The sequence below is a fragment of the Kitasatospora sp. NPDC098663 genome (genome assembly GCF_044760075.1).
Lineage (GTDB): Bacteria > Actinomycetota > Actinomycetes > Streptomycetales > Streptomycetaceae > Kitasatospora.
The window spans coordinates 96,696-123,639 of sequence record NZ_JBIWAP010000012.1 but is presented as its reverse complement, the minus strand read 5'-3'; the positions used below and the strand labels follow the sequence as shown (position 1 = coordinate 123,639).

At 74.8% G+C, this 26,944-nt stretch carries 21 protein-coding genes; 15 read left to right on the top strand and 6 right to left on the bottom strand.

Annotation, left to right across the window (positions count from 1 at the left end):
• Positions 1-177 precede the first annotated feature (177 nt).
• Entirely contained in the window at positions 178-585 is a 408-nt protein-coding gene (locus ACIQVZ_RS15820; protein ID WP_063351339.1) for a cobalamin B12-binding domain-containing protein, read from the top strand.
• A gap of 89 nt (positions 586-674) precedes the next feature.
• On the opposite strand, the gene ACIQVZ_RS15815 is transcribed toward ACIQVZ_RS15820, so the two are convergent.
• Together ACIQVZ_RS15815 and ACIQVZ_RS15810 are read right to left on the bottom strand one after the other, a co-directional pair.
• Positions 675-2,276, bottom strand: coding sequence for a DUF5691 domain-containing protein (locus ACIQVZ_RS15815; RefSeq protein ID WP_402450431.1), 1,602 nt, complete (start codon positions 2,274-2,276; stop codon positions 675-677).
• A gap of 27 nt (positions 2,277-2,303) precedes the next feature.
• Positions 2,304-3,602: an SWIM zinc finger family protein gene (locus tag ACIQVZ_RS15810; RefSeq protein ID WP_402450429.1), complete on the bottom strand. Its 1,299-nt coding sequence runs from the start codon at positions 3,600-3,602 to the stop codon at positions 2,304-2,306.
• Positions 3,603-3,751: 149 nt separating this feature from the next.
• Between ACIQVZ_RS15810 and ACIQVZ_RS15805 the strand changes: the two genes are divergently transcribed.
• From ACIQVZ_RS15805 to sucD, 5 genes are all read left to right on the top strand, one after another.
• Positions 3,752-4,864 (top strand): AAA family ATPase, encoded by a 1,113-nt coding sequence (locus ACIQVZ_RS15805; RefSeq protein WP_063349017.1) that lies wholly within the window; start codon positions 3,752-3,754, stop codon positions 4,862-4,864.
• Positions 4,861-7,251, top strand: a complete 2,391-nt coding sequence (locus ACIQVZ_RS15800) for a DUF5682 family protein (RefSeq protein ID WP_402450426.1) — start codon at positions 4,861-4,863, stop codon at positions 7,249-7,251. The genes ACIQVZ_RS15805 and ACIQVZ_RS15800 overlap by 4 nt, the downstream gene beginning before the upstream one ends.
• Before the next feature lie 20 nt (positions 7,252-7,271).
• A complete protein-coding gene (locus ACIQVZ_RS15795) occupies positions 7,272-8,435 on the top strand; it encodes a VWA domain-containing protein (RefSeq protein WP_350877202.1) in 1,164 nt (387 codons plus the stop codon).
• Positions 8,436-8,737: 302 nt separating this feature from the next.
• Positions 8,738-9,910, top strand: coding sequence for an ADP-forming succinate--CoA ligase subunit beta (sucC, locus tag ACIQVZ_RS15790; RefSeq protein ID WP_063349020.1), 1,173 nt, complete (start codon positions 8,738-8,740; stop codon positions 9,908-9,910).
• Between the two features lie 19 nt (positions 9,911-9,929).
• Positions 9,930-10,814, top strand: a complete 885-nt coding sequence (gene sucD, locus ACIQVZ_RS15785) for a succinate--CoA ligase subunit alpha (protein WP_063349021.1) — start codon at positions 9,930-9,932, stop codon at positions 10,812-10,814.
• Positions 10,815-10,884: 70 nt separating this feature from the next.
• On the opposite strand, the gene ACIQVZ_RS15780 is transcribed toward sucD, so the two are convergent.
• Positions 10,885-12,639 (bottom strand): sigma factor-like helix-turn-helix DNA-binding protein, encoded by a 1,755-nt coding sequence (locus ACIQVZ_RS15780; RefSeq protein ID WP_402450423.1) that lies wholly within the window; start codon positions 12,637-12,639, stop codon positions 10,885-10,887.
• Positions 12,640-12,771: 132 nt separating this feature from the next.
• On the opposite strand from ACIQVZ_RS15780, the gene ACIQVZ_RS15775 reads away from it, so the two are divergent.
• The gene (locus ACIQVZ_RS15775) at positions 12,772-14,259 is read left to right on the top strand and encodes a DUF6350 family protein (protein ID WP_402450421.1); all 1,488 of its coding nucleotides are present in this window, start codon (positions 12,772-12,774) and stop codon (positions 14,257-14,259) included.
• Here ACIQVZ_RS15775 and ACIQVZ_RS15770 read toward each other — a convergent pair.
• Complete coding sequence (locus tag ACIQVZ_RS15770; protein WP_402450420.1) at positions 14,256-14,900, bottom strand: hypothetical protein; 645 nt, start codon at positions 14,898-14,900, stop codon at positions 14,256-14,258. The two genes, ACIQVZ_RS15775 and ACIQVZ_RS15770, sit on opposite strands and share 4 nt — an antisense overlap.
• Positions 14,901-15,268: 368 nt before the next feature.
• On the opposite strand from ACIQVZ_RS15770, the gene purN reads away from it, so the two are divergent.
• The gene (purN, locus tag ACIQVZ_RS15765; RefSeq protein WP_402450418.1) at positions 15,269-15,934 is read left to right on the top strand and encodes a phosphoribosylglycinamide formyltransferase; all 666 of its coding nucleotides are present in this window, start codon (positions 15,269-15,271) and stop codon (positions 15,932-15,934) included.
• Between the two features lie 69 nt (positions 15,935-16,003).
• Positions 16,004-17,581: a bifunctional phosphoribosylaminoimidazolecarboxamide formyltransferase/IMP cyclohydrolase gene (gene purH / locus ACIQVZ_RS15760; protein WP_402450417.1), complete on the top strand. Its 1,578-nt coding sequence runs from the start codon at positions 16,004-16,006 to the stop codon at positions 17,579-17,581.
• Between the two features lie 115 nt (positions 17,582-17,696).
• Here the strand turns inward: purH and ACIQVZ_RS15755 are convergent, their stop codons facing one another.
• Positions 17,697-18,323 (bottom strand): hypothetical protein, encoded by a 627-nt coding sequence (locus tag ACIQVZ_RS15755; RefSeq protein WP_402450415.1) that lies wholly within the window; start codon positions 18,321-18,323, stop codon positions 17,697-17,699.
• 485 nt (positions 18,324-18,808) lie between these two features.
• On the opposite strand from ACIQVZ_RS15755, the gene ACIQVZ_RS15750 reads away from it, so the two are divergent.
• From ACIQVZ_RS15750 to ACIQVZ_RS15725, 6 genes are all read left to right on the top strand, one after another.
• A complete protein-coding gene (locus ACIQVZ_RS15750) occupies positions 18,809-19,663 on the top strand; it encodes a bifunctional methylenetetrahydrofolate dehydrogenase/methenyltetrahydrofolate cyclohydrolase (protein WP_371518483.1) in 855 nt (284 codons plus the stop codon).
• Positions 19,664-19,698: 35 nt separating this feature from the next.
• Positions 19,699-20,124 (top strand): DUF3017 domain-containing protein, encoded by a 426-nt coding sequence (locus ACIQVZ_RS15745; RefSeq protein WP_063349030.1) that lies wholly within the window; start codon positions 19,699-19,701, stop codon positions 20,122-20,124.
• Positions 20,125-20,328: 204 nt separating this feature from the next.
• Positions 20,329-21,321, top strand: a complete 993-nt coding sequence (locus ACIQVZ_RS15740; protein WP_350877220.1) for a malate dehydrogenase — start codon at positions 20,329-20,331, stop codon at positions 21,319-21,321.
• Between the two features lie 124 nt (positions 21,322-21,445).
• Positions 21,446-22,771, top strand: coding sequence for a hemolysin family protein (locus tag ACIQVZ_RS15735; protein WP_350877222.1), 1,326 nt, complete (start codon positions 21,446-21,448; stop codon positions 22,769-22,771).
• Positions 22,772-22,801: 30 nt separating this feature from the next.
• Positions 22,802-23,842, top strand: coding sequence for a tryptophan--tRNA ligase (gene trpS / locus ACIQVZ_RS15730; RefSeq protein WP_350877224.1), 1,041 nt, complete (start codon positions 22,802-22,804; stop codon positions 23,840-23,842).
• Positions 23,843-23,904: 62 nt separating this feature from the next.
• Positions 23,905-24,393 carry a 2'-5' RNA ligase family protein gene (locus ACIQVZ_RS15725; protein WP_350877226.1) on the top strand — a complete coding sequence of 163 codons (489 nt, stop codon included), beginning with the start codon at positions 23,905-23,907 and terminating at the stop codon, positions 24,391-24,393.
• A 20-nt stretch (positions 24,394-24,413) separates the two neighbouring features.
• Here the strand turns inward: ACIQVZ_RS15725 and ACIQVZ_RS15720 are convergent, their stop codons facing one another.
• A complete protein-coding gene (locus ACIQVZ_RS15720) occupies positions 24,414-26,924 on the bottom strand; it encodes a CDP-glycerol glycerophosphotransferase family protein (protein WP_402450409.1) in 2,511 nt (836 codons plus the stop codon).
• Between the last annotated feature and the right edge of the window lie 20 nt (positions 26,925-26,944).

Here is a 26,944-nt window from a genome sequence, read left to right as displayed (position 1 = left end):
GGTATACCCACTGGTAGCAAGGCCGGGGGCTGTGACTTTGCCCTCCTCTTGGGAGGTGGCGCGGCCAACCGGGCCGGGTGGCGCTAACCTCCCCTCAGGTTGGTTATTGACCGTTAACCGCACCCGTGGCCCGCGAGGTCCGGTCGGATGGTGGACGACGAGGTCCAGGAGGCAGTCATGAGTGTGTCGGGGCCGATCCGTGTGGTGGTCGCCAAGCCGGGGCTCGACGGTCACGACCGTGGCGCCAAGGTCATTGCGCGCGCCCTGCGCGACGCCGGTATGGAGGTCATCTACACCGGGCTGCACCAGACGCCCGAGCAGGTCGTCGACACCGCGATCCAGGAGGACGCGGACGGCATCGGGCTGTCGATCCTCTCCGGTGCCCACATGACGCTGTGCGCGCGGGTGCTGGAGCTGTTGAAGGAGCGCGACGCGGCGGACATCAAGGTCTTCTGCGGCGGGATCATCCCGGACGACGACATCGCCGAGCTCAAGGCGATGGGCGTCGCGGACATCTTCACCCCGGGCACGTCCACCCGGGACGTCGTGGCCTGGGTCGCGGCCAACCTGCGGGCGGCCGGCTGAGGTTGACGGCGCGGGACGGGCCGGCCCCAGGCTTCGGCGGGGCCGGCCCGTCCCGTCGTTCCGCCGTCCCGTCGCTTCGGGAGTGGGCGTCAGGCGCCGAGTTCGGCGAGCATCGCGGCCCGGAAGCGCAGCGTCCCGGCCAGCCGGGCGAAGGTCTCCGACCAGGCGGAGTCGGGCGCGGCCCCGGCGGCCAGCTCCTCCACGGCGGCCGCCGTCTCCGGGGCGAGCGCGCGTTCCGTCATCCCGAGCACCCCGCTGTGGCTCCACGGGTACGCGCCGGAGCCGGCGGCGCGGGCCAGGGCCGTCGCCACGGCGGTGGACAGCGGCGGCGTCCACGGTGTGCCGCAGGCGCCGAGCAGTTGGAAGGCCTCGCCCAGGCCGTGCACCTCGATGAACGCGGCCGTCCAGGCGGCCCGTTCCTCGGCGGGAAGGACGGCCAGCAGCTTGGCGGGGGCGCCGGTGACGCGGGGCGCGCGGGCCCGTCCGGCGCCGCGGGTGGGCGGTGCGGGTGCCGGGCCGAGCAGCGCCCGGGCCCAGTCGGCGTCGTGCTGGCGGACGGCGGCGCGCGCCCAGGCCTCGCGCAGGTCGTCGGCCCAGCTGCTGCTGGTCTCGTCGATGCTGTCGCCGACCCGCAGGGCGAGCAGCTGCTCGGGTGTCAGGCCGGTGCTCTCGGGCCAGAGCCGTAGCGGTGCGGCGGCGATCACCTCGCCGAACCACCAGGCCCGTTCGCCGCGCCCGGTGGGGGACTTGAGCGGTATGCCGTCGCGCTGCATGGCCGCGTCGCACTCGGCGGGCGGGGTGACCAGCAGGTGCGTCCCGGCCGTGGCGAGGCGGACGGCGGCCCCTGCCCGCTCGGCCATCCGCCGGGCGAGGGCCGAGCCGGGCAGGGTGGAGAGCAGTTCGGCGGCGGTGGCGCGGACGTTCTTGCTGCGGTCGCCGAGGGCGGCCTCCAGGAAGGGTTCGTCGGCGGCGGAGAGGCCGTCCTGGAGGGAGTCCAGGAAGAGCAGGCGGTCCTCTGCACGCTCGGTGGACCAGGTACCGCTCAGCAGCTCCAGGCCGGCGGCCGGATCGCGGCGGCGCAGCAGGGTGAGGTGGGTGACCCGTTCGGCGAACAGGCCCTCGTGCCACAGCTGGTGGTCGACGGGCCCGCCGGGCTGCTCGGCCGGATCGGGGGTGGCGGTGCGCAGCACGAAGCGCCAGTCGGGGTTCTGTTCGGCCAGCCAGCGGCCCAGCGGTCCGGCCAGCGCGACGGCGTCGGAGCGCAGTTCGCTGCGGGCGCGGGCGGCGTCGAGCAGGCCGGGTATCAGTGCGCCGGGCGGGCGCAGGCCCCGGGCGCGGGCGGTGGCGAGCCACTGCGGGAGCAGTTCGGCGAGGTTGGCCAGGGTGGCGCCGCCGCTGCCGCCGGACCGGCCGGCCAGCAGGACGGCGAGCCGGCGGGCGGCCGCCGCGGGCAGCTCGGGGCGCCCGTCCTCGGGCGCGGGCGGGCCGGGCGGTCCGGCGGCGGGGACGGGCAGGGCGCCGGCCCGGCGGCGGACGGTGGCGAGGGCGGCCAGCTCCAGCAGCGCGGTGGCCGGGTCGGCCTGGTCGACGGTGTCGGCGAGCGGCAGGGTGGTGGCCGGGAGCGGACGGCGGTCGGTGCCGAGCAGGGCGGTGGTGTGCAGGGTCTCCCACGGGTCCTGGGTGATCGTCATCTTCGATGCTCCTGACTGTGCTGGACGCTAGGCGGTGGTGAGGCCGATCGGGCGGTCGTGGCCGGCCCAGGCCGTGACCGGGGTGAAGCCCTGGTGGCCGTACTCGCCGAAGACCGTCAGCGGGCGGCCGGTGGAGACCGCGGCCAGCCGCCACAGGGCCGCCTCCGGGAGGGCCGAGGCGCGGACGGGCAGGGTGTGGTGGCCGTCCGTCAGGTACCAGCCGTCCGGGGTGCGGACGGGCACGGCGCCGGCGAGGACGGTCGGCCAGCTGTCCAGCCACGGGTCGTCGGCGACGGCGGTGCCGTAGCCGGCCACCGCCTCGGCGACGGTCAGGCCGTCGGGCGGGCCGGCCGGGCCGGGCCCGGGGGCGCCGTAGCGGGTGCCGAGGGCGGCGCGCAGCGGGCGGGCGCCGGGGTGGAAGGCCAGGTCGGCCTCCAGCAGGTGGCCGGTGGGCAGGGCGAGGTCGGGGGCCTGGCCGGGGCGGCCGAAGGCGAGCAGCAGGGCGGGGCGGCCGGTCTTGGCGCCGCGCAGCCAGACCCGGCGGGTGGTGAGCCGCTCGTCGGCAAAGTCGCGGCTGCCGAGCACCTGCCAGCGGTCGCGCACGGTGGGGCCGGCCAGGATCTCGGCGGTGTCGGTGGGGTAGCCGACCCGGGTGCGGACGGTGGCGGCCAGTTCGGCCGGCAGCTCGTCGACGCGGGTGGCGGCGGTGGCGAGCAGGTGCAGCATCGCGTACTCCTCCAGGAGCCGGTCCTGCGGGGCGGCGTCGAGTTCGCGGACCCTGGTGGCCAGGCCGGGGGCCTGGGCGTCGACCATCCGGGCGGCGACCTCCTCCCAGGGCCCGGCGGTGGACTGGTCGGCCAGGCCGTGCCGGATCCGGTCGGCCAGGCGCAGCCGCAGTTCGGCCGCGCCGGCCGCCACCCGGGCGCCGCGCTTCTCGGCCCGGCGGCGGGCGGCGGCCGGGTCGGCCGGGGGCGCGGCGCGCTTCTCGGCGCGCTCCTCGCGGGACGTGAGCCAGTCGGCCGCCCACGCGGCGGGTTCGGCGGTGGGGACGGCCTCCGGGGCGCCGCTCCACAGCAGGAGGAGCCCGAGCGCGTGCTTGCACGGGAACTTCCGGCTGGGGCAGCTGCACTGGTAGGCGGGCGTGGCGAGTTCGATCACGGTGCGGTACGGCGTGCTGCCGCTGCCCTTGCACTCGCCCCAGAGCGCGGTGCCGTCGGTGCCCGCCCCGGACCAGGGCGCGGGCGAGGAGAGCTTGCCGGCCGCCTTCTGCGACGCGGCGTCAGGTGCCAGGGACAGGACGTGTTCGGTGCTCCAGCGTTCCTCCATGCGACCGACGGTAGGCGGTGCCACTGACATCGGCTGACTGCCCGTCGGGAGCGCCCCGGGGTTTGTCAGTGCCGGGGTGCAGGGTGGTTCCCACAGGCCGGGACGCCGGCCCCAGCTCCCCCCGATCACCCTGCCGCCGGGGCACCCGTGTGCCCGGCGGCCGACCCGAAGGAGCCCCCGTGACCGACGTTCTGCGGCAGCATGCCGAGGACGCCTTCGCCGGTGAACTGGCCGCGCTGGCCGCGCAGGACGACCGTCCGCGACCGGAGCGCTGGAAGCTCTCGCCGTGGGCCGTGGCGACGTACCTGCTCGGCGGCGAACTGCCCGACGGCACCCCGATCACCCCCAAGTACATCGGCCCGCGCCGGGTGGTGGAGGTCGCCGTCACGACTCTGGCGACGGACCGCGCGCTGCTGCTGCTCGGCGTGCCCGGAACCGCGAAGACCTGGGTGTCCGAGCACCTGGCCGCGGCGATCAGCGGCGACTCCACCCTGCTGGTGCAGGGCACCGCCGGCACCCCGGAGGAGGCCGTCCGGTACGGCTGGAACTACGCCCGGCTGCTCACCGACGGCCCGAGCCGGGACGCCCTGGTGCCCTCGCCGCTGATGCGGGCGATGGCGGACGGCAAGCTCGCCCGGATCGAGGAGCTGACCCGGATCCCGGCCGACGTGCAGGACAGTCTGATCACCATCCTGTCCGAGAAGACGCTGCCGGTGCCGGAGTTGGGCGGTGAGACGCAGGCGGTGCGCGGCTTCAACGTGATCGCCACCGCGAACGACCGCGACCGCGGCGTCAACGAGCTGTCCAGCGCGCTGCGCCGGCGGTTCAACACCGTCGTGCTGCCGCTGCCGGGCTCGCTGGAGGAGGAGGTCGACATCGTCACCCGCCGGGTGAACCAGCTCGGCCGCTCCCTGGAACTGCCCGAACTGCCCGGTGGCGCCGAGGAGATCAGGCGGGTGGTCACCGTGTTCCGCGAGCTGCGGGCCGGGATCACGACGGACGGGCGGACGAAGGTCAAGAGCCCGAGCGGCACCCTCTCCACGGCGGAGGCGATCTCGGTGGTGGCCAACGGCCTCGCCCTGGCCACCCACTTCGGGGACGGCGTGCTGCGCGCCGGGGACGTGACGGCCGGCATCCTCGGCGCCGTCGTCCGGGACCCGGTGGCGGACCACGCGGTGTGGCGCGAGTACGTCGAAGGGGTGGTGCGCGAGCGCGACGGTTGGAAGGACTTCTACCGGGCCGCCCGCGAGGAGGTGCGATGACCGCGGACGTCGCGCTGCTCGGCATCCGGCACCACGGCCCGGGCTCGGCCCGGGCGGTGGCCGCCGCGCTGGAGCGGTGGCGGCCGGACGCGGTGCTGATCGAGGGCCCGCCGGAGGCCGACGGCATCGTCCACCTCGCGGCCGGGAACGGCCTGGTGCCGCCGGTGGCGCTGCTGGCGCACGCGGTGGACGACCCGGCGAGGGCCGCGTTCTGGCCGTACGCCGAGTTCTCCCCGGAGTGGGTGGCGATCCGCTACGGCGTCGAGCGGGAGCTGCCGGTCCGCTTCATCGACCTGCCCGCCGGGTACGGCCTCGGCCCCACCGCCGAGGCCGGGGAGCCGGGGGAGCCTGGGGAGCCGGGGGAGCCCGCAGGGCCGGTCGCCGACCCGCTGGCGCTGCTCGCCGAGGCGGCCGGGTACGACGACCCGGAGCGCTGGTGGGAGGACGTGGTCGAGCACCGCGCGCCCGGCGCGGACGACCCGGACGGACTGGCGCCGTTCGCCGCCGTCGCGGAGGCGATGGCGGCGCTGCGCGCGGAGGGCCTCGGCGAGTCCCGGCGGGACGACCTGCGCGAGGCGTACATGCGCCAGCAGATCCGGGCCGCCCGCCGCGCCGGGCACCGCCGGATCGCCGTGGTGTGCGGGGCCTTCCACGTGCCCGCGCTGGCGGTGCTGCCGACGGTCGCGCACGACCGGGCGCTGCTCGCCGGACTGCCGCGGAAGGTGCGGACGGACATCACCTGGGTGCCGTGGACGCACCGCCGGCTCTCCCAGGCCACCGGCTACGGCGCGGGCGTGCGGTCACCGGGCTGGTACCACCACCTGTTCGGCACCGAGGGCGATCCGGTGCCGAGCTGGCTCACCCGGGCCGCCGAACTGCTGCGCGCCGAGGACCACCCGGTCTCCTCCGCCCACGTCATCGAGGCGGTCCGGCTCGCCCGCACGCTGGCGGTGCTGCGCGGCCGCCCGCTGGCCGGGCTGACCGAGACCCTGGACGCCGTCCGCGCGGTGCTCTGCGAGGGTTCGGACGTCGCCCTGGAGCTCGTCCGGGACCGCCTGGTGGTCGGCGACGCGCTCGGCGAAGTCCCGGACGAGGCACCGGCGGTGCCGCTCCAGCGGGACCTCACCCGCTGGCAGCGCACGCTACGGCTCAAGCCCGAGGCCGCGCCGAAGGACCTCGACCTCGACCTGCGCAAGGACACCGACGCGGCCCGCTCGCGGCTGCTGCACCGGCTGCGGCTGCTGGGCGTCGACTGGGGGGTGCCGGCCCGTTCGGCGGTCAACTCGACCGGGACGTTCCGGGAGAGCTGGCGGCTGTGCTGGCAGCCCGAGTTCGCGGTCCGGATCGCCGAGGCCGCCCAGTGGGGCACCACGGTGGAGGAGGCGGCGACCGGCAAGGCCGTCGGCACCGCCCGCGCCGCCGTCGAACTCGCCGAGCTGACCGGCCTGGTGGAGACCTGCCTGCTGGCCGGGCTGGCCGGCGCGCTGCCCGCCGTGATGCGGGTGCTCGCCGACTGCGCCGCCCTGGACACCGACGTCGCGCACCTGGCCGGGGCGCTGCCCGCGCTGGTCCGGGCGCTGCGCTACGGCGACGTGCGCGGCACCGACCACGGCGCGCTCGGCGAGGTCGCCACCGGCCTGGCCGACCGGATCTGCGTCGGGCTGCCGCCCGCCTGCGTCGGGTTGGACGCCGAGGGGGCGGCGGCGATGCGCGGCCGGCTCGACGAGGTGCACGGCGCGATCGGCCTGCTCGGCCCGGCCGCCCGTCCGGAGCCGGACGCCCAGGAAGGTCCGGACGCCCCGGCAGCCTCCCCGGGCCCGGACGGCTCCGACGGCCCGGCCGTTTCCGAGGGCCTGGCCGACCGCTGGGCCGCCGCCCTGCGCTCGCTGGCCCGCCGAGAGCCGGCCGGCGGCCCGGCCACCGGAGCCCCCGGCCTGCTGCGCGGGCGCGCCGTCCGGCTGCTGCTGGACGACGGCCGGCTCGACTCCGAGGAGGCCGCCGGCCGGCTGCGGCTGGTCCTGTCCACCGCCAACGCCCCGGCGGACGCGGCCGGCTGGATCGAGGGCTTCCTCACCGGCGGCGGCGCCCTGCTGCTGCACGACCCGCGCCTGCTCGCCCTGGTCGACGACTGGCTGACCGGCGTGCCCGGCGAGGTCTTCACCGACGTCCTGCCGCTGCTGCGCCGCACCTTCGCCGGGCTGGAGGCGGGCGTCCGCAGCACCATCGGCGGCCGGGTCGCGGCCGGCCCGCTCGGCGAGGCCCCGGCGGCCCGGACCCCGGGCGGCACCCTCGACCGGGCCCGGGCCGACGCCGCCGTCCCGGTGGTGGCCCTGCTGCTCGGCGCCCGCCCCCGGATCCCCCGGCAGGCCGCCGGCCGCAACACCTGACACCCGTGAAGGAGGACCTGATGGCGACCACGACCGACGAACGGCTGCGCCGCTGGCGGCTGGTGCTCGGCGGCGAGGCCGACGGCACCGGCTGCGCCCTGCGCGGCCGGGACGCCGCGATGGACGGCGCCCTGGCCGCGCTCTACCGCGGCGCGCCCGAGGAGGGCGGCCGGGCGGCCCGCGGCGGTCGGCGCAGCGCCGGGCTGGGCGGCTCGGCCCCGCAGGTGGCGCGCTGGCTGGGCGACATCCGCGAGTACTTCCCGTCCACCGTCGTCCAGCTGATGCAGCAGGACGCGATCGCCCGGCTCGGCCTGGATCGGCTGCTGCTGGAGCCCGAGATGCTGGAGGCCGTCGAACCGGACGTGCACCTGGTCGGCACCCTGCTGTCGCTCAAGCACGCGCTGCCCGAGACCACCCGGGAGACCGCCCGGGCCGTGGTCGGCAAGGTGGTCGCCGATCTGGAGCGCCGGCTCGCCGACCGCACCAGGGCCACCCTGGGCGGCGCCCTCGACCGCAGCGCCAAGGTCAACCGGCCCCGCCACCGCGACATCGACTGGGACCGCACGATCCGGGCCAACCTGAAGAACTACCTGCCCGAGCACGGCACCGTCGTGCCCGAGCGGCTGGTCGGCTACGCCCGCGCCCAGCGCGCGGTGAAGAAGGACGTCATCCTCTGCATCGACCAGTCCGGCTCGATGGCCCCGTCGGTGGTGCACTCGGCGGTGTTCGGCGCGGTGCTCGCCTCGATGCGCACGCTGGACACCCGGCTGGTCGTCTTCGACACCTCGGTGGTCGACCTCACCGAACAGCTCACCGACCCGGTCGACGTCCTGTTCGCCACCCAGCTCGGCGGCGGTACCGACATCAACCGCGCGCTCGCCTACTGCCAGTCGAGGATCACCCGGCCGTCCGAGACCGTGGTGGTGCTGATCAGCGACCTCTACGAGGGCGGTATCCGGGACGGCATGCTCAGGCGCGTCGCCGCGATGAAGGCGGCCGGCGTCCAGTTCATCGCCCTGCTGGCGCTCTCCGACGAAGGCGCGCCCGCCTACGACCACGCCCACGCCGCCGCCCTGGCCGCCCTGGGAGCCCCGGCCTTCGCCTGCACCCCGGACGCCTTTCCGGAGATCATGGCCGCGGCGATCGAGAAGCGCCCGCTGCCGGTGCCTGACCAGGGAGTGTGAGGATTCACCCGGACGTGCGAACCGGCCGACCGGCGGACGGGGGGTGCGCCGACCGCCCCCGTAGGCTGTCTGTGACGGTTCTCACCACGGACGGGCAGGCCCCGGGCGAAACAGTCCCGTCGTACGGGGATAACCTGCCAGACGGACGTGACGCGCGTGTTGATTGACGTGTGCGCCCGTGGCTGTGTGGGCCGCAAGGCCGTACCTCTGCGTACCCGCACCGCCCCGACGACCCGCAGCGAAGATCCTGCCGTGGCACGCTCGTAGAGACACAATCCGCGACCACGAACAAGGACAAACACGTGGACCTGTTCGAGTACCAGGCGAGGGACCTCTTCGCCAAGCACGGTGTGCCCGTGCTTGACGGTGATGTGATCGAGACCGCCGCAGACGCTGCCGCCATCGCGGAGCGCTTCGGCGGCCGCGCCGTCGTCAAGGCTCAGGTGAAGGTGGGTGGCCGAGGCAAGGCCGGTGGCGTGAAGCTCGCCTCCGACCCGGCTGACGCCGTCGCCAAGGCCGAGGCGATCCTCGGCATGGACATCAAGGGCCACACCGTCCACAAGGTGATGCTGGCCCAGACCGCGGACATCAAGGACGAGTACTACGTCTCGTTCCTGCTGGACCGCACCAACCGCACCTTCCTGGCGATGGCCAGCGTCGAGGGCGGCGTGGAGATCGAGGTCGTCGCCGAGGAGAACCCCGACGCGCTCGCCAAGATCCCGGTCGACGCCAACGAGGGCTGCACCCCGGAGAAGGCCGCCGAGATCGTCGCCGCGGCGAAGTTCCCGGCCGAGATCGCCGACCAGGTCGCCGACGTCCTGCAGAAGCTGTGGAAGGTCTTCATCGCCGAGGACGCGCTCCTCGTCGAGGTCAACCCGCTGATCAAGTCCGGCGAGGGCAAGATCATCGCGCTTGACGGCAAGGTCTCGCTGGACGAGAACGCCGAGTTCCGCCAGCCCGAGCACGAGGCCCTGGAGGACAAGGCCGCGGCCAACCCGCTGGAGGCCGCCGCCAAGGCCAAGGGCCTGAACTACGTCAAGCTCGACGGCCAGGTCGGCATCATCGGCAACGGCGCGGGCCTCGTGATGAGCACCCTCGACGTGGTCGCCTACGCCGGTGAGAACCACGGCGGCGTCAAGCCCGCCAACTTCCTCGACATCGGCGGCGGCGCCTCCGCCGAGGTCATGGCGAACGGCCTGGAGATCATCCTGGGCGACCCCGACGTCAAGTCGGTGTTCGTCAACGTCTTCGGCGGCATCACCGCCTGCGACGCGGTCGCCAACGGCATCGTGCAGGCCCTCGCGCTCCTGGAGAGCAAGGGCGAGAACGTCACCAAGCCGCTGGTCGTCCGTCTGGACGGCAACAACGCGGAGCTGGGTCGCAAGATCCTCGACGACGCCAACCACCCGCTGGTCCAGCGCGTGGACACCATGGACGGCGCCGCTGACCGCGCCGCCGAGCTGGCCAACAAGTAAGGAAGGGGACTTTCACACCATGGCTATCTTCCTTACCAAGGACAGCAAGGTCATCGTCCAGGGCATGACCGGCTCCGAGGGCATGAAGCACACCCGCCGCATGCTCGCCTCCGGCACCCAGATCGTCGGCGGTGTCAACCCGCGCAAGGCCGGCACCACGGTCGACGTCGACGGCACCGAGGTGCCCGTCTTCGGCGGCGTCGCCGAGGCCATGGAGAAGACCGGTGCCGATGTCACCGTCATCTTCGTGCCGCCGAAGTTCACCAAGGACGCCGTCGTCGAGGCCATCGACGCCGAGATCGGCCTGGCCGTCGTCATCACCGAGGGCGTCCCGGTGCACGACACCGCCGCCTTCTGGGCGTACGCCGGTTCGAAGGGCAACAAGACCCGGATCATCGGCCCGAACTGCCCCGGCCTGATCAGCCCCGGACAGTCGAACGCGGGCATCATCCCGGCCGACATCACCACCTCCGGCAAGATCGGCCTGGTCTCGAAGTCCGGCACCCTGACCTACCAGCTCATGTACGAGCTGCGGGACATCGGCTTCTCCTCGGCCGTGGGCATCGGCGGTGACCCGGTCATCGGCACCACCCACATCGACGCCCTCAAGGCGTTCCAGGAGGACCCGGAGACCGAGCTCATCGTCATGATCGGTGAGATCGGTGGCGACGCCGAGGAGCGTGCCGCGGCCTACATCGCCGAGCACGTCACCAAGCCGGTCGTCGGCTACGTCGCGGGCTTCACCGCTCCCGAGGGCAAGACCATGGGCCACGCCGGCGCCATCGTCTCCGGCTCCTCGGGCACCGCCCAGGCGAAGAAGGAGGCCCTCGAGGCCGCCGGTGTCAAGGTCGGCAAGACGCCGTCCGAGACCGCCCGCCTGGCGCGCGAGATCATCGCCGGCTGACGTCGGTCGACCGCGCAGCGAGCGCCCCTGCCCTTCACGGGCAGGGGCGCTCGCGCGTCCGCGGGCGCCGTCAGTGCGGTGTCGGCCCGGTCGTGCACGGCAGCGGTGACCACAGCGGGCAGACCTCCGGGCCCTGCGGCGGCGGGGCGCCCGCCCCCCGGGCGACCGCCGGCAGCTCCCATCGCGCGGCGGCCTGCGGCGCCGACTCCAGCACCACCGCCTCCACCCCCGGCGTCGGGCTGCACCACAGGCTGCGGACGACGTTCGGCGGCCCGCCCGGCAGCGCCGGCACACCCGGCTCGCCCGCGCCCGCCGCCGACAGGCACATCGCAGGCTCCGGCGGCTCCGGGGACCGGAACAGCGTCACCGGCCGGATCCCCACCAGCGTCGCCAGCGCCGCCCCGCCCACCGCCGCCGTCAGCAGCGCCGCCGCCCCCGTCCGGCTCGCGGTCCACAGCCGGTGCCGGGCCTGCAGCACCGGCACCGGCGGCCGGTGCGGCTGCGGGCAGCCCCGGACCGCCGCCCGGTGCAGCAGCCCGCTCAGGCCGTCCACGAACCCCGGCGCCGCCGGATCCGGCCCCAGCAGCTCCGGCACCCACCGGGCCAGCGCCACCCGGGCCGCCCACACCCGCCCCTCGGCCGCCGCCAGCGTCGACTCCACCTCCACCGAGACCGCCGCCGCCGGCAGGCCCAGCCCGTCGTGCAGCACCAGCGCCCGGCGCTGCGGCCGGGACAGCCGCCGCAGCGCCTTCAGCAGCGCCCGGTCCCGGTCGGTCAGCCGGTCGTGATCGGGCAGCACCGCCTGCGACTCGTCCGCCGGCCGCACCCGGATCCGCCGGTGCGGCAGCTTCCAGGCGTGCATCCGCCGGGGCCCGCCCCGGTGCCACGGGGACAGCGCCAGCTCGCACGCCCGTACCCGCACCCACCCTTCCGGAGCCCCCGTCGCGGCCACCTCCGCCCAGCCCCGGCGCGCCGCCCCGAACGCCAGCCGGACGCAGTGCGCCGCCCGGTGCCGGCAGGCGGTCAGCAGGAACACCTGCTGCACCAGCCGGGTGTGCGCCTGCTCGTACAGCTCCTCGAAGCTCCCGGCCGGCTCTCCGTCGGCCGGCGTGGCCGCGTGGGCGGGCCGCCCGGTGTCGGGGGCCGGGCCGTCGGGGCGGTCCTGCGCCGCGGGCGGGGTGTCGCGGATGCCGGGCGGTGTCGTGGTGGCGGTGGGCGTGCTGATGCTCCCTCCCGGGGCGTTCGGGGCCGCCTGGGCGGTGGCGTGGGCGTGGGCGGGGTTGTGGGTGGCGTGGGTGGCGGGGTGCGCGGGGGCGGGCCCGGGGTGCTCTCCTCCGGTGCCGAGGACGGGCGGTCGCGGCGGCGCGGGGTCGGGGGTGCGGGGGCCGGCGGCAGGGTCCGCCTGGGCGTCGCCCGGCGCGTCGGGGCCGGATGGTGCGGGGCCGGATGGTGCGGGGCCGGATGGTGCGGGGCTGGGCGGTGCGGGGTCGGAGGGTGCGGGGTCGGACGGTGCGGGGTCGGGGCTCTTCGGACGGGCGGTGGTGAGGGCGACGGCCTCGGCCTCGGTGGCCGCGCCGAGTTTGCGCATGGCCCGCTGGACGTAACTGCGGGCGGTGGCCGGGGCGACGCCGAGGGCGGCGGCCGCCTGCGGGAGGTCGCGGCCGGCGGCGAGGTGGGCGAGCACCTGGGCCTCACGGGGCGTCAGTTTCCCGAGGAGGCGGGCCGCGTCCTGGTCGGGGTGGGTGGTCCGGGGCTTGCGGGCGCGGTTCCCGGGGGTGGGGGAGTCGGCGCCGGCGGGGTGTTCGGCGGTGGGTGGCGTGGTCATCAGACGCTCCGGGCCGGTCCGCCGGCGGCTTGGGGATCGGGTCTGAAAATGCGCATAAGCCAATAATCTGGGACACGGCGGCGGTTTGCCGCTTCACGAAGCATGGCGAGTCGCCTTGGCACCATGAGGCGCATGACGCAGCTGATGGGCCGTCCGATCCTGGAACTGCCGGGCGAACTGGGCGGACGCCCGTTGCCGGCCGACCTGTTGGCGGGGGTGCGGACGGCGCTGGTCGGCCTGGCGGTGGTCGGGGTGCCGGTGCTCGGGCTCTGGGTGGCGACGCCGTACGCGGACAACGGGGCGACCGGCGCCACCCGGTTGGCGGGGGCGCTGTGGCTGCTCGGGCACGGCGCGCCGGTGCTGCGGGGGGACGCGGGCGCGCCGCTCACCGTCACCCCGCTGCTGCTGGGCGTGCTGGCGGTGGCTCAGTTGTACCGGGCTGCCGCCCGGGTGGCGTCTCGGCGCGGGCCCCGGCCGCGCTGGGGCGGCCCGGTCGCGGTCTGGGCGGGCTACTGCGCGGTCGCGGCGGCGGTGGTGCTGCACTGCACGGGCGCCGGGCTGTTCCGGGCCAGGGCACTGCCGGACGTGCTGGTGGTGGGGTTGCTGGCCGGGCTGGCGACGGCGGCGGGCGCGCGTTCGGCGCGGCACGCCGGCCCCGACGCCCCGCTCCGCAGGCCGGCGTGGCGGCTGCTGGACCGGCTGCCCGCGCCGCTCCGACCGGCCGGCGGCGCGGCGGCGGTGCGCGGCTCGGTGCTGGCGGCCGCGGCGGGCCTGGTGGCGGCCGGCGGGGTGCTGGTGGCGGTGGCGGCGGTGCTGGACGCGGCGACCGGGGGCGGGCGTGGGATGGCGGTGCTCGGGCGCGGACCGGCGGCCCTGGTCGGGCTGCTGCTGCTCGGGCTGGTGCTGCTGCCGAACGCGGTGCTCTGGGGGACGGCGTACGCCCTGGGCCCGGGGTTCGCGGTGGGCTCCGGGACGGTGGTGGCGCCGGGTGGCACCGTGCTGGGCCCCGTCCCGGAGTTCCCGATGTTCGCCCTGCTGCCGACGGAGGGCCCGGGCGGCTGGCGGCTGGCGGCACTGCTGCTGCCGGTGCTGGCGGGGGTGGTGCCGGCGGTGCTGCTGGGCCGGGCGGCGGCCGGCCCGCGCGCGGCGGCCGGGGCCGACGGCGGCGATGGGGGTGGCGACGGACCGTGGCCGCTCGCGGCGACGGTGGTGGCGGTGCTGGCGGCGGCGCTGCTGACGGGCGTCGCGGTGGCGGCGGCGGGCTGGCTGTCCGGTGGCGCGCTGGCGGGCGGCCGGATGGCCCGGCTGGGGCCGACGTTCTGGTGGACGGGGCCGGCGGCGGCGGGCTGGTTCGCGCTGGTGGCCGTGCCGGGCGCGTTGCTGGTGCGCCATCGGGCACTGTGCCCCGCGACCGTCCCGGAGGCCGACGAAGAGGCCGACGGAGAGATCGCGGGAAAGGCTGACGGGCGGGCCGTCGAGGAGCCCGACGCGGACGCCGACGAGGCGGCCCCGCCCGCGGCCCGGGCCGCCGAGCGGCTGCGCCGGGGGGTGCTGCTGCTGCGGGCCCGCGGGTACGCCGCGGTGCTGCGTCTGGGCGGGCGGGGCCCGGGCAGGGACTAGCCCGCGTTCCCGGTGAAGTCGACGTACCACTTGGGCGCGAACCGGTCGCAGTTGTCGGCGCCGACGGAGGTCAGCGAGTCCTGGACGCAGGTGACGTAGTCGTTGTAGTACATCCCGAGGCCGATCACCAGGGTCGCGACCACGACGGTCATCGCGCCGGTGAGGATGCCGGCGAGCGCGGCCGGGGTGAGCGGGTTCGGGGCGGCGGGCTGGTGGGCGGCGGGCTGGTGGGCGGCGCCGGTGGCGGCGGCCGGGGCGGGCTTGGGGGTCCGCAGCGCGCTGATGCCCCACACGATGCCGAGCGCGCCGACGAACAGGGCGGCCCAGTGGAAGCCGGCGAACAGGCAGACCAGCGCGAGCGGCCCGGCCAGCGCGGCGTTGCGGGCCCGGCGCTGGGCGGGGTCGGCGGGGTCGAGCTTGGGCGGCTGTGGGGCCGGGGGGTTGGGGCGGCCGTCCTCGGGCCGGCCGAGGCCCCAGGGGTGCGGCGGCGGGAGCTGCGGGCGTTCGCCGGTGCCCTGGTCGCCGGTGCCGTCCCGGCCCACGCCGGGCCAGGGGTTGCGCGGCTGCCACGGCTGGTCCGGGGCATCCGCCGGCGGCGGCGCGAAGGGGTTGCGCTCGCCGGTGTCGTCACCGCTGCTCATGGTTCAGCCATTCCTTCTCGGTCGGAGGGGCGGTCTCCCGCCTCCCCTATGATCCCGCAGCCGTTCGCCGGTCCTCCGGCGGCCTGCCCGCTGCGGGGGTGCCGGGCGGGCCCGTGCCCGGGGCGACTGCGCCGCGCGGGACGGAGGAGATCCCCGTCTCAACTACGCGCGTAGCGCCGCCGGGAGGGTGCGGAGGCCGTCCGACCAGCCGTTATCGTGGTGACGGTCAGCAGCTCGCAGAGGTTCCCGGGTGCCCGCGTCGCGGTGGGTTCTCCCGGTGTTCCCCCTCGCTCGACCTGCCGTTCGTAGTGGCCCCACCACCGGTGGACGTACCAGCGGGCGGCGCCCGACCTACGGAGAATCGCGCAGTGGCCGCCGCCCCCGCCCAGCTCTTCCCGCCCCGTACGCCCGGACCGGCCCGCCTGGTGGTGCTGGTCTCCGGTTCCGGCACCAATCTGCAGGCGCTGCTCGACGCCGCAGCCGATCCGGCGTACGGCGCCGAGATCCTCGCCGTGGGTGCGGACCGCGACGGCATCGCGGGTCTGGAGCGGGCCGAGAAGGCGGGCCTGCCGGTCTTCGTCCACCGGGTGAAGGACTTCGCCGACCGGGCCGACTGGGACCGCGCGCTGACCGCCGCCGTCGCCGCCCACGAACCGGACCTGGTGGTCACGGCCGGTTTCATGAAGATCCTCGGCCCCGCGTTCATCGCGGCCTTCGCCGGGCGGATCGTCAACACCCACCCCGCGCTGCTGCCCTCCTTCCCCGGCGCCCACGGCGTCACCGACGCGCTCGCGTACGGGGTGAGGGTCACCGGCTGCACCGTCCACCTGGTCGACGCCGGGGTGGACACCGGGCCGATCATCGCGCAGGGCGTCGTCGAGGTCGTCGACGCCGACCACGCCGATGGCGGCGAAGCGCTGCACGAGCGCATCAAGACTGTCGAGCGCGAGCTGCTCGTCGACGTCGTGGGCCGGCTGGCCCGCGAGGGTCACCGCATCGAGGACCGAAAGGTATGGATTCCGGCACATGAGTGAGCGGAGCGAGCGAATCATCGAGAATGGTGCCTGGCGCGCAGCGCCCGCCGAGCGCAGCGAGGTGGGAGCATGAGTGCCAGCTCCACCACGCCCCCCGTTTCGGAGAACATCCGTCCGATCCGTCGCGCGCTGATCAGCGTGTACGACAAGACCGGTCTGGAGGAGCTGGCCCAGGGCCTGCACGCCGCCGGGGTCGCGATCGTCTCCACCGGCTCCACCGCCGGCCGGATCGCCGCCGCCGGCGTCCCGGTGACCGAGGTCTCCGAGCTGACCGGCTTCCCGGAGTGCCTGGACGGGCGCGTGAAGACGCTGCACCCCCGCGTGCACGCCGGCGTGCTCGCCGACCTGCGGCTGGAGTCGCACCGCGCGCAGCTGGTCGAGCTGGGCGTCGAGCCCTTCGACCTGGTCGTGGTGAACCTCTACCCGTTCAAGGCCACCGTCGCCTCGGGCGCCACCCCGGACGAGTGCGTCGAGCAGATCGACATCGGCGGCCCGAGCATGGTCCGCGCCGCCGCCAAGAACCACCCGTCGGTGGCCGTGGTGGTCGACCCGGCCCGTTACGGCGACGTGCTGCGCGCCGTCCAGGAGGGCGGCTTCGACCTGGCCACCCGCAAGCGCCTGGCCGGTGCGGCGTTCGCGCACACCGCCGCGTACGACGTCGCGGTCGCCTCCTGGTTCGAGGCCGGCTACGCGCCGAGCGACGAGCGGTTCCCGGAGTTCCTGGGCGCCACCTGGGAGCGGCAGAACGTGCTGCGCTACGGCGAGAACCCGCACCAGGGCGCCGCGCTGTACAGCGACGGCAGCGGCGGCCTGGCCGGCGCGGAGCAGCTGCACGGCAAGGAGATGTCGTACAACAACTACGTCGACACCGACGCCGCCCGCCGCGCCGCGTACGACCACGCCGAGCCGGCCGTCGCGATCATCAAGCACGCCAACCCGTGCGGCATCGCGACCGGCGCGGACGTCGCCGAGGCGCACCGCAAGGCGCACGAGTGCGACCCGGTCTCGGCGTACGGCGGCGTGATCGCGGTCAACCGCCCGGTCACCGTCGAGCTGGCCGAGCAGATCGCCCCGATCTTCACCGAGGTCGTGGTGGCCCCCGGCTACGAGGACGGCGCCGTCGAGGTGCTGGCCCGGAAGAAGAACCTGCGGGTGCTGCTGGCCCCCGAGGCGCCGGCCAACCGCCAGGAGCTGCGCCCGGTCTCCGGCGGCGTGCTGCTCCAGGACGCCGACCGGGTGCAGGCCGAGGGCGACGACCCGGCGAACTGGCGGCTGGCCACCGGTGAGGCGCTGTCCGAGGCCGAGCTGGCCGAGCTGGCCTTCGCCTGGCGGGCCTGTCGGGCCGTCAAGTCCAACGCGATCCTGCTGGCCAAGGGCGGTGCCTCGGTGGGCGTCGGCATGGGCCAGGTCAACCGGGTCGACTCCTGCAAGCTCGCGGTCGAGCGGGCCGGGGAGCGGGCCAAGGGCGCGTACGCGGCCTCGGACGCGTTCTTCCCGTTCGCGGACGGCCCTGCGATCCTGATCGCGGCCGGCGTCAAGGCGATCGTCCAGCCGGGCGGTTCGATCCGGGACGAGGAGGTCGTCGCGGCGGCCGCCGAGGCCGGGGTGACGATGTACTTCACCGGTGCCCGGCACTTCTTCCACTGATCGCGTTCCACCGCTCGCCCGACGCACCGCCCGGGTGACGGCATGACAGAGCGGCCCGGCTCCTCCGGAAGGGGAGCCGGGCCGCTCGTCGTCCGATCGGCTCGGACGGGGCCGGTCAGTAGCGCGGCCGGGCGAACCAGGCGACGCCGTCCTTGACGCTCATCCCGACGATCATCGTGATCGAGACCGCGAGCCACATCAGCGTGAAGACGATGCCGACCGGGTTGGCGTTGCTGGCGAACGAGCCGGCCAGCCCCAGCAGGCCGAGCAGCGCGCCGAACGAGCCGTACACCATGGTGGTGATGCGGACCGCGGGCCCGCCCTTGCCGAACTTCACGCCCAGCGTGATGGAGAAGGCCGCGAACAGCGCGCACACGATGCCGACGACCACCAGCACGCCGGCCGCCGCGTTGCCGAAGCCGTTGAACGGGTCGCTCCCGTCGATCTCCTGGGCCCGGTTGGTGACCTCCTTGGCCGCCGCGGCGGCTATCAGGTAGATGCCCCCACCGATGATCTGCACGGCGCCGATGATGAACAGCAGCACCCGGGTGGTGACCACCAGGCCCGGCATGTTCTGCGGGACGGCCGGCGGGTAGCCGTAGCCCGGTCCGCCGTAGCCCGGCGCGGGCGGCGGGTAGCCGTACCCGGCCGGCGGGGCCTGCTGCGGGTAGCCGTAGCCGGGAGCCTGCGGCGGCTGGCCGTACGGGTTGTTCGGGTTGTTCGGGTCGGGCGGGTAACTCATCGATGCCTCCGGGCAGTTGCGGGGACGTGGGGACGGGACGGAGGGCCCGGTTCCGGTTTGGCGCGTCGGGTCGCCGGTGGAACGGGACGCTAACGGAGGGGAGTGACAGCCCGGAGCGGAGCCGGGCGCGGCCGGCTCAGACGCGCGGTGAGAGCGCTGAGAACGGTGAGAGCGGAGTCGTCGACGGGCCCGCCGCGGGCAGGACGGCGCCGCAGCGGTCGGGCGGCTCGGTCTGAAGTGGTCGGCTCACGTGCTCTTTCCCCCGGGTACGCCCCCGCCGGGTGTCCGTCGGCCCGTCACCGGGCCGGGTCGCGGCAGGGAGTGCCCGCATATCGTCAACCGGACGGCGGGGCCGTGTCCAGCCGGTTCCGCGCGCCGGACCGAGACTGTGGCGCAACCGCAACGTGGTCCAGGCCTTCCGTACCCGTCCGACCGGAAGGCGGGCCCTGGTACGGCGGCTTGCCTCGATCCGGGAGAATGGGGTCATGACTGCCCAGATTCTCGATGGCAAGGCCACCGCCGCCGCGATCAAGTCCGAACTCGCCGCCCGCGTGGCGGTCCTCAAGGCGAAGGGCGTCACGCCCGGCCTCGGCACCGTCCTGGTCGGCGACGACCCGGGCAGCCGCTGGTACGTCAACGGGAAGCACAAGGACTGCGCCGAGGTCGGCATCGCCTCGATCCAGCGCGAGCTGCCCGCCACCGCCACCCAGGAGGACGTCGAGAACGTCGTCCGCGAGCTCAACGCCGACCCCTCCTGCACCGGCTACATCGTCCAGCTGCCGCTGCCCAAGGGCCTGGACCAGAACCCGGTCCTGGAGCTGATGGACCCGGACAAGGACGCCGACGGCCTGCACCCGACCTCGCTCGGCCGGCTCGCCCTGGGCATCGAGGGGCCGCTGCCGTGCACCCCGCTGGGCATCGTCGAGCTGCTGCGCCGGCACGACGTCGAGATCAACGGCGCCGAGGTGGTCGTGATCGGCCGCGGCGTCACCGTCGGCCGCTCGATCGGCCTGCTGCTGACCCGCCGCAGCGAGAACGCCACCGTGACCCTGTGCCACACCGGCACCCGGGACCTCGGCTACCACCTGCGCAAGGCCGACATCATCGTGGCCGCCGCGGGCGTGCCGCACCTGGTCAAGCCGGAGGACGTCAAGCCGGGCGCGGCGGTGCTGGACGTGGGCGTCAGCCGCAGCGAGGGCAAGATCGTCGGCGACGTGCACCCGGGCGTGGCCGAGGTGGCCGCCTGGATCTCCCCGAACCCCGGCGGCGTGGGCCCGATGACCCGCGCGATGCTGCTCAACAACATCGTCGTGGCGGCCGAGCGCCGCGCCGGCGTCTGACCCCACGACCGACACCACCACGAGGGACGGCGAGCATGACGGAACCGCGACCGGCGCGGACCCCGCGCAGGCCGGTCAAGACCACCGGCACCCTGCCGCCCGAGGGCGCGGCCGCAGCCCTCGGGCGCGACCACACCCTGCCGGTCCGGCAGTGGCCGATAACGCTGGTCCTGCTGGTGGTCGGGGCCGGCCTCGCGGTGACCTGGTTCGCCGACTTCAAGGACGGCTTCAAGTACGGGCTGCTGATCCTCGGCTGCGGGGTGCTGCTCGGGGCCGTCCTGCGGCTGGTGCTGCCCGAGGTCGGGATGCTGGCGGTGCGCAGCCGCTTCACCGACGTGATCGTGCTGACCTTCCTGGGAGCGTCGATCGTGCTGCTGACCCTGGTGGCGCAGCCGAACCCGTGGCTGGAGATCCCGCTGCTCGACAACATCGGCAAGTTGATCGGCCGGCCCAAGCACTGACGCCGGGGTGACCGTGACGGCCCCCGCCCTGCGAGCCAGGGCGGGGGCCGCCGTCCGTTGTGACGCATCAGCCAGGCCCGCACCCGCGGCGTACGCTTCCCTTTGCGATAACCTGACGCCGGTCTCTCGATGTCGAGAGACCATCCTCGGCTCCAGCGCGCCGGTGTGCCTGGGGCACCTGGCGATCTGCTGGAGAAGGTAGAAATGACCCGCACCCCCGTCAACGTCACCATCACCGGAGCGGCCGGCCAGATCGGCTACGCGCTGCTCTTCCGCATCGCCTCGGGCCACCTGCTCGGTGCCGACGTCCCGGTGAACCTGCGCCTCCTGGAGATCCCGCAGGGCCTCAAGGCCGCCGAGGGCACCGCCATGGAGCTCGTCGACTGCGCGTTCCCGCTGCTGCGTGACATCACGATCACCGACAACCCGAACGAGGCCTTCGACGGCGCCAACGTCGCGCTGCTGGTCGGCGCCCGTCCGCGCACCGCCGGCATGGAGCGCGGCGACCTGCTGCAGGCCAACGGCGGCATCTTCGGCCCGCAGGGCAAGGCCATCAACGACCACGCCGCGGACGACATCAAGGTCCTGGTCGTCGGCAACCCGGCCAACACCAACGCCCTGATCGCCCAGCGCAACGCCCCGGACGTCCCGGCCGAGCGCTTCACCGCGATGACCCGCCTGGACCACAACCGCGCGGTCGGCCAGCTCTCCATCAAGACCGGTGCGCCCGTCTCCGACATCAAGCGCGTCACCATCTGGGGCAACCACTCCGCCACCCAGTACCCGGACGTCTTCCAGGCCGAGATCGCCGGCAAGCCTGCCTTCGAGGCCATCGGCAGCGACCAGGCCTGGCTGGACGAGACCTTCATCCCGACCGTCGCCAAGCGCGGCGCGGCCATCATCGAGGCCCGTGGCGCCTCCTCGGCCGCCTCGGCCGCCAACGCCGCGATCGACCACGTGTACACCTGGGTCAACGGCACCGCCGAGGGCGACTGGACCTCCATGGGCGTCGTCTCGGACGGCTCCTACGGCGTTCCGCAGGGTCTGATCTCCTCCTTCCCGGTCACCACCAAGGCCGGCAAGTTCGAGATCGTCCAGGGCCTGGAGATCTCCGACTTCTCGCGTGCCCGCATCGACGCCTCGGTCAAGGAGCTGACCGAGGAGCGCGACGCGGTCCAGGAGCTGGGCCTCATCTGAGCCCCGCGGCACCGCTTTCCCGACGGCCCGCCGTCTCCTTCCCGGAGGCGGCGGGCCGTCGTGTGACCGGCCGTCGCCCGTTCTTCCGCTCCCCGGGCGCCGGTCGGTCCTACACTGACCCGCTGTGAACGAAACCCTCGGGGACGCCCTGCTCGTCCTCGTCTTCATCCTGCTGGGCGGGCTGTTCAACGTCGCCGAGATCTCGCTGATCTCGCTGCGCGAGGGCCAGATCCGGACGCTGGAGGCGCTCGGCACCCGGCGGTCCGCCCGGGCCGCGCACCTGGCCGCCGACCCCAACCGCTTCCTGGCCGCCGTCCAGGTCGGCGTGACCTGCATGGGCTTCCTGTCCGCCGCCTTCGGCGCGGACACCCTGGCCGGCAAGGTCGCTCCGCTGTTCGTCCGGGCCGGGCTCACCCAGGGTGTCGCCGACGCGGTCGCCCTGGTCGGCCTCACCCTGGTGATCAGCTACGTCTCGCTGGTGCTCGGCGAACTCACCCCCAAGCGGATCGGCCTGCAGCGGGCCGAGTCGATCGCGGTGATCGCGGCCCCGGTGGTGGACGTGATGTCGGTGGCGCTGCGCCCGGTGATCTGGCTGCTCGGCCACTCCACCAACCTGATGGTCCGCCTGCTGGGCGGCGACCCGGCCGCCGGCCGTGGCTCGATGAGCTCCGAGGAACTGCGCGGCCTGGTCGCCGCCAACACCGAACTCGGAAGCGACGAACGGGCGTTGATCGCGGACGTGTTCTCCGCCGGGGAGCGGCAGCTGCGCGAGGTGATGGTCCCGCGCACCGAGGTGACCTTCCTGGACGCCGAGCGCCCGCTGGCCGCCGTCCGGCACCAGGCGGACACCTCGCCGCACTCGCGCTACCCGGTGGTCGAGGGCAGCGCCGACGCCGTGGTCGGCTTCGTGCACGTCCGCGACCTGTACGGCGCGCGTGGCGAGCAGGCCGCCAAGGTCCGCGACCTGGCCCGCCCGGTGAAGCTGCTGCCCGGCACCAAGCGGGTGCTGGAGGCGATGGGCGAGATGCGCCGCGAGGGTCACCACCTGGCCATCGTGGTGGACGAGTACGGCGGCACCGCCGGGATCGTCACCCTGGAGGACCTGGTCGAGGAGGTGATCGGCGAGATCCGGGACGAGTACGACCGGCCGGAGACGGCCGCCACCCGCCGGCTGGTCGGCGGCGGCATGGAGCTGGACGGCCTGCTCAACCTCGGCGACTTCACCGAGGAGACCGGCGCCACCCTGCCCGAGGGCCCGTACGAGACGGTGGCGGGCTGTCTGGTCGCCTCGCTCGGCCGGCTGCCCCGGGACGGCGACCAGGTGCGCGTCCCGGTCGAGGGCGGTGGCGGGGTGCTGCTGACGGTGGCCAAGCTGGAGGGCCGGCGGATCGCCCGGGTGAGGGTGAGTGCGGTCACACTGACGGAACCTCCTGGGGCGGACGTTTCCTGAGCGCCCGGTGGAACTGGAACAATGGCCCGCATGGTCAACGCAGCGGTCACTGGTCCGGTCAAGGACCGTCCCCGGGTTCTCTCCGGCATCCAGCCCACCTCCGGCTCGTTCCACCTCGGCAACTACCTGGGCGCGGTGCGTCAGTGGGTGGACCTGCAGAAGGAGAACGACGCCTTCTACATGGTCGTCGACCTGCACGCGATCACCGTCTCGCAGGACCCGAAGGAGCTGCGCGAGAACACCCGGGTCTCCGCCGCCCAGCTGCTCGGCGCCGGCCTGGACCCGGAGCACTGCACCCTGTTCGTCCAGTCGCACGTGCCCGAGCACGCGCAGCTCGCCTGGGTGATGAACTGCCTCACCGGCTTCGGCGAGGCCTCCCGGATGACCCAGTTCAAGGACAAGTCCGTCCGGCACGGCGCGGACAGCACCACGGTGGGCCTGTTCACCTACCCGGTGCTGATGGTCGCGGACGTCCTGCTCTACCAGGCGGACGCCGTCCCGGTCGGCGAGGACCAGCGCCAGCACCTGGAGCTCACCCGCGACCTCGCCGAGCGCTTCAACACCCGCTACAGCCCGACCTTCACGGTGCCGAAGCCGTACATCCTCAAGGAGACGGCGAAGATCCAGGACCTCCAGGACCCGGGCGCCAAGATGAGCAAGTCCGCCTCCTCGGACAAGGGCCTGGTCAACCTGCTGGACGAGGCGAAGGTCAGCGCCAAGAAGTTCAAGAGTGCCGTCACCGACACCGGCACCGTCGTCTCCTACGACGAGGACGGCAAGCCCGGCGTCTCCAACCTGCTGCGCATCCACTCCGCGCTCAGCGGCCAGTCGATCGACCAGCTGGTCGCGCACTTCGAGGGCAAGATGTACGGCGCCCTGAAGACCGAGCTGGCCGAGCTGTTCACCGAGTGGGTCACCCCCTTCCAGGAGCGCACCCGCTCCTTCCTCGACGACCCGGCCGAGCTGGACCGGGTGCTGGCGATCGGCGCCGAGAAGGCCCGAGAGGTGGCCGCGCGGACGCTGGAGACGGTGTACGACCGGGTCGGCTTCCTCCCGGCCGCCAAGCGGTGACTCCTCTCACACGCCTGCCCGATGGTGACGGTCTCCCCGAGACCGTCACCATCGGCGTGTCCGTGAGCGTTCCCGATCCGTACGGCGCGCGGATCCAGGACGCCCGGGCCGGGCACGGCGATCCGCTGGCCCGGTCGATACCGACGCACGTCACCCTGCTGCCGCCGACCGAGGTGCCGGCCGGGGCGCTGCCGAAGATCGAGGAGCACCTGGCGGCGGTGGCGGCCGCGCACCGGCCGTTCCGGATGCTGCTGCGCGGCGCCGGCACCTTCCGCCCGGTCTCCCCGGTGGTGTTCGTCCGGGTCGAGGAGGGCGCGCAGGAGTGCCGGCTGCTGGAGGCGGACGTCCGCTCCGGCCCGCTGGCCCGCGAGCTGGCGTTCCCGTACCACCCGCACGTGACGGTCGCGCACGGCCTGTCGGACGACGCGCTGGACCAGGCGTACGCGCAGGCGCGCGGCTTCCGGGCGGCCTTCCCGGTGCCGGGCTTCGGCCTCTCCCGCTTCGACGCGGACGAGGTCTGGCGGCCCTGGCGGAGCTACCTGTTCTCCTGAACCGCCGGGCCGGCCTTCGACTACCGTACTGACCTGCCGAGTTCGAGCATCCGGTCGACCACCCGGCGGGACGCGCCGCCGTCGTCCAGGACGCAGTGCTCGGCCCGGAAGCGCCGGTGGCGCTCCGCGTACCCGGGCGGCAGATCCGCGCCGGAGTCGGCGAGTTCGCGCAGCGCGCCGAGCAGCCCGGCCGAGGTGGGGACGAGCGGGCCGGGGGCCTGCGGCTCGAAGTCGAAGTAGAAGCCGCGCAAGGTGTCGCGGTAGTGCTCCAGGTCGTAGGTGAAGAAGAGCACCGGGCGGCCGGTGACGGCGAAGTCGAACATGATCGACGAGTAGTCGGTCACCAGGACGTCCGCGACCAGCAGCAGTTCCTGCGGGTCGGGGTAGTCCCCGCAGTCGTACAGGAAGCCGTCCCCGGCGCCCGGCAGCGGCTCGCGGACGTGCGAGTGCGGGCGGATCAGCAGCACGTGGTCCCGGCCGAGCAGGCGCCGGGCGTGGTCGAGGTCCAGCCGCAGGCCGAGCCGGAAGCCGTCGCCGTCACCGCGCTGCTGGTCCTCGCGCCAGGTCGGCGCGTACAGCACGATCCGCTTGCCGGCGGGGATGCCGAGCCGGCGGCGGACGGCCGCGGCGGCGGCCTCGTCGGGGCGGGCGAGCACGTCGTTGCGCGGGTAGCCGGCCTCCAGGATCTCGCCGTCGTAGCGGAACGCGCGGCGCAGGATCGGGGTGGCGAACGGGCTGGGGGAGAGCAGCAGGCTCCACTGCGGGGTCTCCCGGTCGAGCGCCTCCAGGTAGCCGTGGTCGGCCAGCCAGGGGTTGTCGACGTCGTGGGCGATCCGCTTCAGCAGCGAGCCGTGCCAGGTCTGGAGCACCACCTGGCCGGGGCGGCGCTCCAGGAAGTCCGGGAAGTGCGTGTTGCCGACCAGGTACCGGCAGGTGGCCAGCGCGCGGTACCACTCCGGGCTCCAGATCCGGACGGCCCGGACCCCGGGCGGCAGTTCGGCCTGGGCGTCGTCGACCACCCAGAGGTGCTCCAACGGTGCTCCGCGGCGGGCCAGTTCGGCGTGCACCGCGCGCGGCGAGTCGGCGTAGCCGCGGCCGCCGAACACGTCGTACAGCACGGCCTCGCGCAGCGGTTCGCGGCGGGCGGCGGGGTAGTGGACGGCGCGCTGGCGGCTCTGCGTCCAGGCGCTGCGCTCGGTGGGGGTGAGCACCGGGGTGGAGTCCACCAGCAGGGTGTCGTGCCAGCGGCGCTGGAGCAGGACCCGCTTGCCGCCGGCCGTGGTGGCGGCGGGCAGTGCGGGCAGGGCGGCGGGTGCGGCGAGCAGCGGGCGGCTCGGGCCGGGCCGCCCGGCGGGCGTCAGCGTGGCCTCCCAGATGCCCTTGCGCAGGGGCAGTGCGGTGCCGTCGGCGGCGGTGCGGGTGGCGGGCAGCAGGACCTTGAAGCGGCCGTCCTGGTCGGCCTCGACGGGGGAGCGGACCTCGCTCGCGGTGCCGGTGTGCCGCAGGACGAGTTCCAGCCGGTCCGCGGCGCGGTCCGGGCAGCGGCCGGTGAGTTCGAAGCCGCCGGGCCGGACGGCGATCCGCTCGACGAGGCCGGCCGCGGGCTGGACGCACACCTGGAGCCGGCCGTCGGCGAGGTGCTTGAGGTAGAGGGCGCGGTCCGGGGTGTCGGGCAGCCGGTGCTGGTCGGCCACCGGGCCGCCGCGCTCGTCCGGGCAGAGCTGCTCGGTACTGCCGTCGGGGTGCAGGAACTCGGTGTCCCAGTGCTCCAGTTCGCCGCTGCCGCGGCCGTCGGTGGTGAACGGCCGGTACGGCAGGTGGACGGCGAAGGTGTTGCCGGTGCGGGCGACGGGCCGTTCGATCACGGCGTCGCTCTGCCGGTGGCGCAGCCGCAGCACGGTGCCGGACGGGCAGGTGTCCGCGCTGCCGCGCAGGTCGAGCCCGTCGGCGGTGGGGGTGGCGTGGGTGAGCCGGATGCCGGGGCGTTCGAGCAGCAGCCGCAGTCGTCCGTCGGCGAAGTGCGGCTGGAGGCGGACGTCGTGGTCCACCCAGTGGGCCGGCGGGTACTCGCCGGAGCCGCACCAGTGCGGGGCGAGCGTGCCGTACCGGCGGCGCAGCCGGGTGGGGCGCGGGCGGGTGAACAGGGTGGTCTCGATCTGCCAGTCGCCGAGCAGCCAGTCGGTGCCGTGGCGCAGCCGGCCGGGCTCGATCAGGGCGGTGAAGCCGGACCAGTCGTGGTTGAACTCGGGCTGGGCGCTGTCGTCGGTGACCTCGGGCAGCCGGCGGGGCCGGGAGCGCAGGTGGACGGGCGGCCTGCTCCCGTCGGCGTGGCGCAGGGTCAGCCAGGTCCAGGCGGAGCCGGGGCGGCCGGTGTCGAGGTCGTCCGGGCGGGCGAAGCCGGTGAGCTCCAGGCCGCGGCCGGTCCAGCGGGCGCGCAGCAGGCCGAAGGTGACGTCCTCGTCGGCGGCGGGTTGGTCGGTGCTCACGCGGGGGTCGGCGTGCGGAAGGACGAACCGTGTGAGCGCAGGCATGACGAGGGTCCTTCGGGACG